We start from the raw sequence: 12,511 nt of genomic DNA, 5'->3' as shown, positions 1-12,511 counted from the left end.
GAAACGTCACGGAAAGAAACGGAGAACTCCTCGGTAGTAGCAGAATGTGCCATTTCCAAGGGATATGCGGTGGCACCATGCTCTGTGGAGACCATCTCCCCCAAGGAGCAGAACACCTGTGGCTATTCCCAGAGCACGCCGCCTGATCGCCGCGGCAGGTCTGTCGTTAGCGGTCGCCGCCACCCTGACGACCGTACCGGCGCCCGCGAACGCCCTGTCGACCGACGTCGTGATCTCCGGCGTCTACGGTGGCGGTGGCAACTCGACGGCGACCATCAAGAACGACTACATCGAGCTGGCCAACCTGACCGGCAGCCCGGTCAACGTGTCCGGCTGGAGCGTTCAATACGCCTCGGCCGCGGGTTCCGTCTTCCAGATGACGAACCTGAGTGGAACGATCCCGGCGAACGGGAAATACCTGGTCCAGCAGGCGGCCGGCGCCGGCGGCACGCTGAGCCTGCCGACCCCCGACGCCACCGGCTCGATCCCGATGTCGGCCACCTCCGGCGTCGTCGCGCTGGTCACGTCGCAGATCCCGCTGGTCGGCTGCGGCATCTCGTGCTCGACCGCCCCCAACGTCAAGGACCTCGTCGGCTACGGCGCCACCGCCAACGTCGAGACCCTCGCCGCTCCCGGCCTGACGAACTCGACGGCCGCCGCCCGCACCGGCTCGATGGCCGACACCGACAACAACTCGGTCGACTTCTCCTCGGGCGTGCCGAAGGCCACCAACAGCGCCGGCACCACGGTCACCGCGACCGACAACCCCGGCGGCGGCCCGACCGACCCGACGCCCGGCTCGGTCCGCATCCACGACATCCAGGGCTCCGGCCGGATCTCCCCGATCGTCGGCCAGAACGTCACCAACGTGCCCGGCATCGTCACCGCCGTCCGCACCACCGGCAACTCGCGCGGCTACTGGATGCAGGACCCGTCGGCCGACGCCGACCCGCTGACCTCCGAGGGCATCTTCGTCTTCATGGGCTCGACGTCTCCGACGGTCGTCCCCGGCGACTCGGTCCTGGCCACCGGCCGCGTCACCGAATACCGCCCGGCCACGGGCTCGCAGGCGCTGACCGAGCTCGGCGGCACCATCAGCACCGTCAAGCTGTCGGGTGGCAACGCGCTGCCCGCGCCGGTCACGGTGAACCTGCCCGCCGTCTACACCAAGTCGGGCGCCCTGGAGGCCCAGCCGCTGGAGCCGTCGTCGTACGTGCTCGACTACCTCGAGGTCCACGAGGGCATGCGGATGACCGTCGCCCAGGACACCAAGCTGGTCAGCCCGGTCAACACCGAGTTCGGCGAGCTCTGGGTGACGTACACCCCGAACCACAACCCGACCCCGCGCGGCGGCCACGTCTACCTCGACTACGCCGACAACAACGCGGGCCGGTTCTTCATCCAGTCGCTCGTCGGCGCCCCCGCCGCCAACGTCGGCTCGACGCTGGCCGCCGGCACCACCGGCGTCATCGACTACCAGAGCTTCGGCGGCTACGTCCTGCAGGCCACCCAGCTCGGCGCCATCACCGAGGGCGGCCTCAAGCGCCAGAAGGTGACCCCGCCGAAGAAGGCCGGCGACCTGTCGATCGCGACGTACAACGTCGAGAACCTGACCGTCGCCGACTCGGCCGCGAAGTACCAGCGCCTCGCCGAGGCCGTGGTCGTCAACCTCGGCACGCCGGACATCCTGGCCCTCGAAGAGATCCAGGACAACAACGGCACCGCCACCGGCGGCGTCGTCGCGGCCGACCAGACCGTGGCCAAGTTCATCGCGGCCATCGTCGCGGCCGGCGGCCCGACCTACGACTGGCGCTCGATCGACCCCAACGAGGGCACCGACGGCGGCGCTCCCGGCGGCAACATCCGCCAGGTCTTCCTGTTCAACCCGGCCCGCACCACCTTCGTCGACCGTCCGGGCGGCGACGCCAACACGGCCGTGACGGTGCTGCGCGAGCGCCCGACGAGCAACCAGGTCTACCTGTCGGCCTCCCCCGGCCGCATCAACCCCTCGTCGTCCGCCTGGTCGTCGAGCCGCAAGCCGCTGGTGGGCGAGTTCCTGTACGACGGCAACAAGCAGCTGTTCGTCGTCGCCAACCACTTCAACAGCAAGGGCGGCGACCACCCCCACTCGGCGGCCGTCCAGCCCCCGAACCGGACCACGGAAGTCCAGCGCATCGCGCAGGCGACCGAGGTGCGCAACTTCATCGCCGACCTCAACACCAAGAGCGCCGGCCAGGCCCGCGCCGTCGTGCTGGGCGACATCAACGACTACCAGTTCTCGCCCGCCGTCGGCACCCTGACCGACAACGGCGCGCTGCTGAAGGCGCTGATCAACGACCTGCCCGCCGGTGAGCGCTACTCGTACATCTTCGACGGGAACTCCCAGGCGCTCGACCACATCCTGGTGACCCCGAACATCAAGGGCTACGCGTACGGCGTCGTGCACATCAACGCCGAGTTCTCCGACCAGGCCTCCGACCACGACCCGCAGATCCTGCGGATCCTGACGGGGTGCAACACGGAGCCGCTGCCCGAGCGGTGCCGTCCGGGCAGCCCGGTCGTGGACGTCGAGTAACACCTTCCGCAACACAGAAGCGTCCGTCCTCTTCCCCGGGGGACGGGCGCTTCGCCCTTTACGGGAGGTCTTCTCTGAGGCGGCGGTAGGGGACGTCGGGGCCCAGGTGGTGCTGCCATTCGCCTTCCGTCAGGTTCTTCGCGAGACGGCCCAGCGCCTGGGCGATCAGCTCCTCGGAACCCAGGGCCCACACGCGGGCCGAGCCGTCGCCGCTCGCCGACGCCAGCCGGGATCCGTCGGGGCTGAACGCGACCGACCACACCGCGTCGTCGTGCGGCAGTTCGGCCAGTTCCTCGCCCGAGGCGGGGTCCCAGATCCGCACCGAGCCGTCCCGGCAGGCCGTCGCCAGCCGGGATCCGTCGGGGGCGAACGCCGCCCAGTTGACCTCGCCGTCGTGGACCAGCCGCGACACCTCCGCGGCCGAGTCCGCGTCCCACACCCGCACGCATCCGGCGTCGTCGACCGACGCCAGCAGATCGCCGTCGGGGCTGAACACCACCGACCGCACCAGGACGTCGTGGACCAGCCGGGCCCGTTCCGCACCTGATCGCGCGTCCCAGAGGCGAGCCGTGCCGTCGCCACTCGCCGACGCCAGCAGATCGCCGTCGGGGCTGAACACCACCGTCCACACCACACCGTCGTGAGCCAGACGCAGAATCTCGGTCCCCGCCTCCCAGACCCGCGCCGTGCCATCGCCGCTCGCGGTCGCCAGGCGGGCGCCGTCGGGGGCGAACGCCACCCAGTTCACCGCACCGTCATGTGTCAGGCGCAGAACTTCAGTGCCCGCGTCCCATATTCGGGCCGTGCCGTCGCTGCTCGCCGTCGCCAGGCCGGCGCCGTCGGGGGCGAACGCCACCCAGTTCACCGGCCCATCGTGCGGCAGGCGCAGAACCTCAATGTCCGCGTCCCAGACGCGTGCCGTGCCGTCGCCGCTCGCCGTCGCCAGGCGGGCGGGGCCGAAGACCACGCAGTTCACCTCACCGGCGTGGGGCAGCCTGACCAGTTCCGCGCCGGTGGCCGCGTCCCACACCCGGACCGTGCCGTCGTCGCCGGCTGAGGCGACGCGGTCGCCGTCGGGGGCGAAGGCCACCAGGCGCGCCCCGCCGTCGTGGTCGACCCGGGCGAGTTCCGCGCCCGCGCGGGCGTCCCACACCCACGCCGCGCCGTCTTCGCTCGCCGAGACGACCCGGTCCCCGCACGGGCTGAACGCCGCCGACCACACCCAGCCGCCGTGGTCGACGCGGGCCTGTTCCCGGCCGGTGCGCGCGTCCCAGACCCGGGCCGAACCGTTCACGGCGGCCGAGACGACCCGGCCGCCGTCGGGGCTGAACGCCGCCCGCCACACCCAGTCGCCGTGGTCCATCCGGGCCAGTTCGCTGCCGGTGGACGGGTCCCAGACGCGGGCGACCCCGTCGGCGCAGGCGGTGGCCACCCGGCCGCCTCCGGGGTCGAACGTCACGGAGTACACCGGGCCGCCGTGGTCGAGCCGAGTCGGCTCCGCGTCGGAGCCCGTCGTCCAGACCCACACCGACCCGGTCTCGGCGGCGGTCGCGAGGCGGGTTCCGTCGGGGCTGAAGGCCAGGGACCACACCCGGCCGCCGTGGTCGAGCCGGGCCAGTTCTTCGGCCGACCACGCGTCCCACAGGCGGGCCGTACCGTCTTCTCCGGCGGTCGCGACCGTGCCGCCGTCGGGGCTGAAGGCCACCGACCACACCGGGCCGCCTCCGTGGTCGAGCCGGAGCACGCCGCCGCCCAGCACCTGGGCCGATCCGTCGTCGGCCGCCGTGACGAACCGGTGCCCGTCGGGGCTGAAGGCGACCCCGTACACCGGGCCCTTGTGCTCCAGCCAGGCCAGTTCCGCGCCTGACGGCACCCGCCACACCCGTCCTGACCCGTCGGCGTCGGCGGTGGCGACCGTAGTCCCGTCGGGGCCGAACACGATCGCCTGCAGGGGACCGTTGACGTCGAGCCAGGTCAGCACCTCGCCCGAGACCGCGTCGTGTACCCGCGCCGTGTGGTCGAGGCCGGCCGTCGCCACCCGGCGGCCGTCGGGGCTGAAGGCCGCCGAGCGCACCGCGCCCTCATGGGGCAGGCGGGTGCGGATGGTGGCCGCGAGGGCGAGGGCGCGGCGGACCGCCCGTTCTCCCTCGGCGGTCGGCGCCGACTGCAGGGAGCAGACGCCGAGCGCGAGCGCCGCATGCACGTCCGTGCGCAGGGCCGACTCGCTCTCCCTGGCGAGGCGGGGGGCGGCCACCCGGAAGAGCAGGTTGCCGCGTTCGGCCCGTTCCCGGTCGGCGTTCCGCCTGCTCAGGGCCACGTATTCGGCGACGCCCGCGCTGTCGGCGGCGTGCCCGGCCACCATCTCGACCGCCGTGGCGAGCGCGGAGCCGCGCAGCAGCTGGTCGTCCTCGCGGTCGTTGCTCTCCCAGCGCTGCCGGTCGGCGATGACGCCCGCCTTCCACACGCGGAAGTCCCGGCTCAGCGCGGCCCAGTCGGCCAGCCGCCGCCAGCCGCGCAGCAGCGCCTCGTGGGCGACCTCGACGATCTGGTCGCCGCCCGCGGCGGTGGTGACGGCCAGCAGCCGGGCGTCGCGCAGCAGTTCGACCGTCGGCCAGTCGTCGGGGCGCAGGTCGATGCGCCTGATCTGGCGGGCGAGCTCGTGGTCATCGGGTTGCAGGAGTTCGGTGAAGATCCGTCGGGTCGCCTCCTGCTGGGCCGAGGTGAGCGCGGCGAACCGTTCTTCGGCGTAGCGGGCCAGCGTGCTGCCGACCCCGCCGAGCTCCCGGTAGGAGCGGAGGGTGAGTCTGCGGCCCCGTTGCAGTTCCCACAGGCGGGTCAGGGTGAACTCCAGCAGGGGCAGCTCGGCCGGGCGGCCCTCGAACTCCTCGCAGATCTGCTCGGCGAGCCCGTCGTCGAAGGCGACCCCGCCGGCCACCCGCGCGGGGCCGACGACGGCGAGGTGCAGCTCGTCGGCCGTCATCGGCCGCAGCTGGTGCCAGTGGGTCTTGGCGTAGGGGCCCAGCGGGGCGGGGGCCTCGGTGAGCAGCCAGTGGAAGTCGGCGCGCATGCTGACCGCCACCCGGACGGCCCGGGGCCGCTCGGCCACCAGCCGGTTCAGCACGCCGAAGAGGGCGGCCCGCTCGTCGGGCCCGCACTCGGTGAAGACCTGCTCGAACTGGTCGATGATCAGCAGCGTGCGGGCGGTGCCCGTGGCGACGCCGACCTGGCGGGCCACTCCGGCCAACCCGCCCTCGGCCAGCCGGTCGTGCCACGCCTGGAGCACCTGGATCGGGTAGGGCAACCTGGTGCCCGCCGCTTCGGCGACGGCCCCGATCAGGCGGGTCATCGGGTCGTCTCCCGGCCGGCACGAGCCCACCGCCCACGAGTCCCGTTCGCGGAGCCGGGGCACCAGCCCGGCCGCGACCGCCGACGACTTGCCCACGCCCGACCGTCCGGCCACCAGGATCAGCGGGTGTTCCTCGACGGCGTCGGCCAGTTCGGTCACGAAGTCGTCCCGGCCGAAGAAGAACGGCGCGTCGGCCTCGGTGAACGCGCTCAAGCCCCGGTAGGGGTTGGGCGGCGGCCGGTAGAGCACCTCGGGCCAGGCGCGGACCAGGGTGGCGGCGCTGACGACGTACACGTCGTCGGCTCTGGAGCTCGTCGGCACGGCCTGCACGATGCCGACCACCTGGCCGGTGCCCTGGTCCCAGACCGGGCCGCCGCTGTAGCCGTGCTGCACCCGGAAGGAGCCGCGCAGGTCGACGTCGACCTGGAGGCGGGCCGCGTCGTAGGCGCCGGCCAGGGTCCCGGCGACGTTCCCCGTGCGGGCGGCCCCACCGTCGCGGTTCGGCCCCCATGCGCCGACCCGCCGTTCTCCGCACGGCCCGTCGTCGGCCGCCAGGGTGGCCGGTTCGACGCCGGGCGGGAGATCGGCCTCCAGTTCCAAACCGGCCACGTCGGTCTCGTCGAAGGGCAGGCCGCCGCGCGGCATCCAGCGCACGACGGCGGCCATCCGGGTCACCCGGCTGCCCGAGTCGGCCGCGAACGGGAACTCGACCTCGACCCAGGCCCCCGACGGGTCGTCGGTGCTGCGTTCGTCGACGCCGAGCGCGGTGTTGATCACGTGGGCGCAGGTCACCACGTGGCGGTCGCCGGCGGCGAAGGCCACCCCGACCGGCTTGCGGCCGGTCCGGCTCAGGACGCGGGCGAGGTAGCGGTCAGGGCTGGTCCGCGCCATCTCCGCCGACCTCCTCGACCACGACTGGCTCTGGACCGTTCCAGGTCACCGTCACCTTGAGCGCGGCCTCGGCCTTGCCCTTGGCGAAGATGACGCCCGTCTCGCCGCCGAACTTCAGGCCGAACTCGACGGTGATCGCGTCGGGGGTCCTGGCCGCTTTCCTGAGGCGGGTCACGATCGCGGACACGGCGGGTTCGAGGTGGTCGAAGGAGTCGGCGAGGCTGCGCAACGCCTGGGCGGTCCGGCCGGGCCCGGTGTCGGAGACCAGTTCGACGCCCTGTTCGTCGGCGATGTCGTCGTAGTCGACTTCCACGACCATCACCGGAGCGTCAGGGGTGTCGTCCAGCGGGATCCGCATCAACATGAGCAGAAGATAGCTCGCGTCTAATGATTTCACCCCGGGATGTATTAAGGCAGTTCTGTATTTCGTGTTTGCGCCAAGCCGCTTGCCAGATAGTCGACGAAAAACGGGTTGTGCAGGGCGAACTCCGATCTGCGCGTCCGCACCAGGTTGATCGCGTCGTCGAGGCCGTAACCGAGCTGGAGCAACGTCTGGGCCACCACCAGACCCGAGCGGTTGTAGCCCGCCCTGCACCTGACCAGCACCTTCAGCTTCGACCGCACCGCCTCGGCGGCGAGGTCGGCCATCGCGCAGACCTCGCCGATCTCCGAGGGGTTCAGCGGGCCGTCGGGCACGTGGCAGGCGTGGTGGACGGCTGCGGCCCCTGGGCCGTGGCCGTCGAGGCGGATCATGCTGATGACGACGTCGAACTCGTCGGCCACGACGACGGGCAGCAGGCCGGTGGGGTCGTTGCGGAAATGGCCGCCCATGAACAATCCGGGGATGATTTCGTGCCACGGCTGGTCGTCAAAGGGAATGACCTTGTATTCCATTCGCCCATTCTGCGTCAGTAACGCACGGAACTCTGGAGCAGCGGCGGATAGACGGTCGAGGGTTCGCCGTCGACCGTGGTCCCGGCGAACTGGAGCATCGACCGGACCTCGCCGTTGACCGCCGCCGGGTAGCCCAGGTCGGGGGCCGAGACCTCGTCCAGTGACCGGAGTTGTTCCTCGGAAAGGGCCGCCTCCACCAGGTTGCTCTCCAGGTGTTCGACCTTGCGCGCGCCGACGATCGGCACCACCGTGCCGGGGCGGGCGCGCAACCACGCCAGGGCGACCGCGGCCGAGGTCGCGCCGGTCTCCTCGGCGACCGCAGCCACGGCGTCGATGACCCGGTAGTCCTCGTCGGTCGGACCGCCCACGTAGGCGGTGCGGGCCGAGTCGGTCACGTCGGCGCCGCGGCGGTATTTGCCGGACAGGAAGCCGTTCTTCAGCGGGCTCCACGGGGTCAGGGCCAGGCCCTGGTCCCGGGCCAGCGGGGCGATCTCGCCTTCCACGGTTCTGGCCAGCAGCGAGTATTCGACCTGGAGGGCGACCAGCGGGGTCCAGCCGCGCAGCAGGGCCGTGGTCTGGGCCTGGGCCGTCACCCACGCCGGGGTGTTGGAGAAGCCGATGTAGCGGATCTTGCCGGCCCGCACCAGGTCGTCGAGGGCGCGCATGGTCTCCTCAAGGGGAGTGTTGCGGTCCCAGTTGTGCAGCCAGTAGAGGTCGAGGTAGTCGGTCTGGAGGCGGCGCAGGGTCTCGTGGAGCTGGGCGGTGATGGAGCCCCGGCCGGCGCCGCCGCCGTTGGGGTCGCCGGGGTGCATGTTGCCGAAGAACTTCGAGGCCACGACCGTGTGGGCGCGCAGTCCTGGGCGGGCGGCGAAGTAGTCGCCGAGGATCTTCTCCGAGTGGCCGTTGCTGTAGAAGTTGGCCGTGTCGACGAAGTTGCCGCCCCGGTCGAGGTACGTCGTGAGGATCTTCTCCGACTCGGCGACGTCGCACCCGGCCGAGCCGGGGTCGTCGCCGAACGTCATCGCCCCCAAGGCGAAGGGACTCACGCGGAGGCCGGAGCGGCCGAGGGTCACATAGTGGTCGAGCGGCATGATCGGGTTCCTTTCTCGTCTCCTCCATCGAAGCGCTGAGCTGCGACTTCAGGTAGAAAGATCCGCTCGACCCCTTGCACGATCCTGCCGTCAGCGGGGGCGCAGCCGGATGACCGGCAGTCGCCGGTCGGTCTTCTCCTGGTATTCGGCGAACCGGGGCGACCGGGCGACGATCTCCTTCCAGGCCTGCTCGCGTTCTGCTCCGTGCAGTTGGTCGGCGGTGACGTCGATCGCCTTGCCGGCGACTTCGATGCGCACCTGGTCGGGGTGGGCGGCGAGGTTGAGGTACCAGGCCGGGTTGCCGGCCGCACCCGCGGCCGAGGCGACGATCAGCCAGCTGCCGTCGGGGCCGGGCCACCAGCCGACCGGGGTGGTGCGCGGCTGCCCGCTCTTGCGGCCGACGGTGGTCAGGACCAGCGCGTCGAAGCCGCTGAAGCTGCCGCTCCTGCGGATGCGCCGGGCCATCAGCTTGTTGAACCAGACGAACAGGCGGCCGCCGGGCTGGCGGCTGCCGCGGGTGCCGGCGGGGGTGTCGAAGGTCATGGCGAACCTCTATTGGTTAATGGCGCGTACTGTACGCGGCGCTAACTATATGCACGATGTACCGTTGCGTCCATGAACGACGTCGCCATCGGGCTGGTCCAGCTCTCCGGGCTGGTGCAGAACCGGTACGCGCGTGTCTCCCAGCGGCACGACCTGACCCCCGTACAGGCCAAACTGCTGTGTGTGCTGCTGGAGGGCCCCCGGGGCATGGCCGAGCTGGCCGGGGTGTTCGGCGTCGAGAAGGCGGCTTTGACCGGGCTGATGGACCGGGCCGAGAAGCGCGGGCTGGCCCGGCGCTCCCCGGTGCCGGGCAACCGGCGGGCCGTGGCGGTGACGCTGACCGACGAGGGAAGGCGCGCGGCGACCGCCTTCTACGAGGAGATCCACGCCGAGCTGGAAGAGCTGGTCGCGACCCTGACTCCCGAGGGGCGCACCCATTTCGAGCAGGCGATGGCCGAGATCGTCAAGCGCTGCGGCGGGGGCTGCTGACCCCTCATTCGGCCGCGCGCGGGAACTCCGAGCAGCGGAACGACCCGAAGCCCTCCCGGCCGCGCCTGACCTCGACCGTCACCGCGTCGGCGTCGATGTTCGACCGGGCGGCCAGCGCGGCGGCGGCCGTGCAGGTGAGCTGGCCGAGCCACAACAGGCGGTCGCGCTGGGCCGGGTAGGCCTCCCGTGGGGCCGGCACCGGCACGGGCACCGTGGCGGGCGCCTCGACGGTGATCCGGACCTTGGCGTCGTCGGCGGTGACCGAGCCGACGCCGCCGATCCAGTCGGTCAGCTGGGTGGCGAGGCCGAGCCGGCGTTCGGGTTCGCTGGGGCCGTCGACGAGCAGGTTGAGCGTCTCCTTCAGCGACGGCCAGGCCATCGGCCGGGTGACCGCCTTCAGCCGCTGGCCCGACACGAAGTAGAGCCGGATGCTCGGCTGGAAGCCGGTCGCGGGTTCACCGCCGTCCTGTACGCCCGTAGGGCTGATGCCGCACCCCGCGACCAGCAGCAGCGCCGCCAGCAGGAATCTCATCGCGGCTCCCTGGGCAGCGTGAGCCGGAACACCGCGCCGCCGCCGGGGCGGTTGCCGACCTCGATCGAGCCGCCGTGCAGGCGGGCGTTCTCCAGCGCGATGGCCAGGCCGAGGCCGCTGCCGTCCGACCGGGTGCGGGCGGCGTCGGCCTTGGAGAAACGGTCGAAGACCCGCGGCAGCAACTCGGGGTCGACGCCGGGGCCCGCGTCGGCGACCTCGATGACGACCCCGTCGCCGACCTCAGCGAGCGTGACGGTCACCGGCTTGGCGCCGTGCCGCAGCGCGTTGCCGACCAGGTTGGCCAGCACGACGTCGAACCGGCGCGGGTCGAGCCTGATCCGCACCCCGGGTTCGACGTCGACCTCGACGTCCGAGGTCCATCCCCGGGTACGCAGGCTCGCCGCCACCGCCTGCGCGACGTCCACGTCGTCGACGACGAGGCCGACGGCCCCCGCGTCGAACCGGGAGATCTCCATGAGGTCCTCCACGAGCTTGACCAGGCGTCCGGCCTCCAGGTTCAGCAGCCGGGCCGCCTCGGGCAGGTCGCCGTCGAGCCGGGCCGACTCCTCCTCGATCACCTCGGCCATGGCGAGGATCGAGGCCAGCGGGGTGCGCAGCTCGTGGGAGACGTCGGCGACGAACCGCCGGGCCATCGACACGTTGGTCTCCAGCGCCTCGGCGGTGGCGTTGAACGTCTTGACCAGCCGGGCCAGCTCGTCGCGGCCGGTGACCTTGAGCCGGGTGTCGAGCTCCCCGGCGCCCAGGCGGCGGGCGGCGCGGTCGAGGTCGCGTACCGGCCTGAGCACTCCACCCGCGGCGACCAGCGCGAACAGCACGGCCAGCAGCAGCACGGGCACGACGCCGTTGCGCGCGGCGGCGACCAGCGCCTCCTGGTCGGCGGCCTCGGGGTGCAGCGAGGAGACGAGGTAGACCTCGACGCCCGACGGGGTGCCCTCGCGGCGCAGCAGCACCGGCGTGCCGACCACGAGGTAGGGGTCGCCGTCGCGCACCACCCGCTGGTAGACGAGCCGCTGTTCGGCGGCGACGCGGCGGCGCAGGTCAGCCGTCAGGGGCGCGACGGCGTCGCCCGAGGCGATCAGGCCCGAGTCGCCGTGGACGGCCGCGCCGGTCGCGTCGAGGAAGGCGGGCGCGACGCCGTTGGCGAGTTGTTGCAGGGCGGCCCGGCCCGGCGGGTGCTGCATGTTCTCGGTGAGGGTGGAGACGCGCAGCCGGAACTCGTTGACGACCGACCACTCGGTGCGGGTCAGCATGAGGTCGCGGGCCTGCTTGTAGACCAGCCCGGCGGCGGTGAGCGCGCTCAGGCCCGCCAGCACGGCGAACACCACGACCAGCCGGGCCCGCAGGCCCCTCACAGCGGTTCTCTCACAGCGGTTCTCTCACAGCGGGCCGAACCGGTAGCCGAAGCCGCGGGCGGTCTGGATGTAGCGGGGCTGGGCCGGGACGTCCTCGATCTTGGTGCGGAGCCGCTGCACGCACGCGTCGACCAGCCGCGAGTCGCCCAGGAAGTCGAGGTCCCAGACCGATTCGAGCAGCTGCTGGCGGCTGAAGACCTGCCCGGGAGAGGCGGAGAGCTCCAGCAGCAGCCGCAGTTCCAGCGGGGGCAGCGTGACCGGGTTGCCGTTCTTGGCGACTGTCAGCGCCCCACGGTCGATCACCAGGTCGCCGTGGCTCTCCTGGCCGGCGTCCAGGGGCGCGGCCCAGCGCCGGAGCACGGCGCGGATGCGCGCCTCCAGCACCCTCGGCCTGACCGGCTTGACCACGTAGTCGTCGGCGCCCGCCTCCAGCCCGCTGACCACGTCGAGGTCGTCGCCCCGCGCGGTGAGCATGACGATCGGCAGGTGGCCGCCGGCCCTGATCCGGCGGCAGACCTCGAAGCCGTCGAGGCCGGGCAGCATCAGGTCGAGCACGACGATGTCCATCGTCGTCTCGCGGAGCCGCCGCAGGCCCTCCTCGCCGGTCCCGGCGGTGGCGACCTCGTGGCCGTGACGGCTGAGCGACAACCGCAGTCCTTCTCGCACGGACTGGTCGTCCTCGATGAGCATCACCCGGGCCACGCGACCCAGTATCCGGCTTGATCAGCACATATACGGCCGAAAGCGACGTTCATTACACGCTCATGACATTCCGCT

The 12,511-nt window shown here is 72.0% G+C and carries 10 protein-coding genes; 2 read left to right on the top strand and 8 right to left on the bottom strand.

The features are described 5' to 3' along the window. The first annotated feature begins 118 nt into the window (after positions 1–118). Entirely contained in the window at positions 119–2,575 is a 2,457-nt protein-coding gene (locus tag AW274_RS09205; RefSeq protein WP_062430630.1) for a DUF8508 domain-containing protein, read from the top strand. A gap of 58 nt (positions 2,576–2,633) precedes the next feature. Here AW274_RS09205 and AW274_RS09200 read toward each other — a convergent pair whose 3' ends face one another. The 5 genes from AW274_RS09200 to AW274_RS09180 all read right to left on the bottom strand — a co-directional run bounded on the left by AW274_RS09200 (position 2,634) and on the right by AW274_RS09180 (position 9,340). Continuing rightward, the gene (locus AW274_RS09200; RefSeq protein ID WP_062430629.1) at positions 2,634–6,812 is read right to left on the bottom strand and encodes an nSTAND1 domain-containing NTPase; all 4,179 of its coding nucleotides are present in this window, start codon (positions 6,810–6,812) and stop codon (positions 2,634–2,636) included. Beyond that, positions 6,793–7,176 (bottom strand): CU044_2847 family protein, encoded by a 384-nt coding sequence (locus tag AW274_RS09195; RefSeq protein ID WP_062430628.1) that lies wholly within the window; start codon positions 7,174–7,176, stop codon positions 6,793–6,795. Before AW274_RS09195 ends, AW274_RS09200 begins: the two co-directional genes overlap by 20 nt. A gap of 44 nt (positions 7,177–7,220) precedes the next feature. Continuing rightward, positions 7,221–7,706: a protein-tyrosine phosphatase family protein gene (locus AW274_RS09190; RefSeq protein ID WP_198169105.1), complete on the bottom strand. Its 486-nt coding sequence runs from the start codon at positions 7,704–7,706 to the stop codon at positions 7,221–7,223. A gap of 14 nt (positions 7,707–7,720) precedes the next feature. Continuing rightward, positions 7,721–8,797: an aldo/keto reductase gene (locus tag AW274_RS09185; protein WP_062430627.1), complete on the bottom strand. Its 1,077-nt coding sequence runs from the start codon at positions 8,795–8,797 to the stop codon at positions 7,721–7,723. Between the two features lie 90 nt (positions 8,798–8,887). Beyond that, complete coding sequence (locus AW274_RS09180; protein ID WP_062430626.1) at positions 8,888–9,340, bottom strand: nitroreductase family deazaflavin-dependent oxidoreductase; 453 nt, start codon at positions 9,338–9,340, stop codon at positions 8,888–8,890. 72 nt (positions 9,341–9,412) lie between these two features. On the opposite strand from AW274_RS09180, the gene AW274_RS09175 reads away from it, so the two are divergent. Then, complete coding sequence (locus AW274_RS09175) at positions 9,413–9,829, top strand: MarR family winged helix-turn-helix transcriptional regulator (protein WP_062430625.1); 417 nt, start codon at positions 9,413–9,415, stop codon at positions 9,827–9,829. A gap of 4 nt (positions 9,830–9,833) precedes the next feature. Here AW274_RS09175 and AW274_RS09170 read toward each other — a convergent pair whose 3' ends face one another. Genes AW274_RS09170 through AW274_RS09160 form a run of 3 tightly spaced genes read right to left on the bottom strand, consistent with a single transcriptional unit; the run spans position 9,834 to position 12,436 of the window. Next, the gene (locus AW274_RS09170) at positions 9,834–10,361 is read right to left on the bottom strand and encodes a hypothetical protein (protein WP_062430624.1); all 528 of its coding nucleotides are present in this window, start codon (positions 10,359–10,361) and stop codon (positions 9,834–9,836) included. Continuing rightward, entirely contained in the window at positions 10,358–11,734 is a 1,377-nt protein-coding gene (locus tag AW274_RS09165; protein WP_062430623.1) for an ATP-binding protein, read from the bottom strand. The genes AW274_RS09170 and AW274_RS09165 overlap by 4 nt, the downstream gene beginning before the upstream one ends. Positions 11,735–11,758: 24 nt before the next feature. Continuing rightward, positions 11,759–12,436 (bottom strand): response regulator, encoded by a 678-nt coding sequence (locus AW274_RS09160; protein WP_198169104.1) that lies wholly within the window; start codon positions 12,434–12,436, stop codon positions 11,759–11,761. Positions 12,437–12,511 lie beyond the last annotated feature (75 nt).

Origin of the sequence: Herbidospora daliensis (assembly GCF_001570585.1) — a bacterium.
Taxonomy (GTDB): domain Bacteria; phylum Actinomycetota; class Actinomycetes; order Streptosporangiales; family Streptosporangiaceae; genus Herbidospora; species Herbidospora daliensis.
Note: the sequence above shows the minus strand (reverse complement) of the source record. Positions and strands in the feature narration are given on the sequence as shown.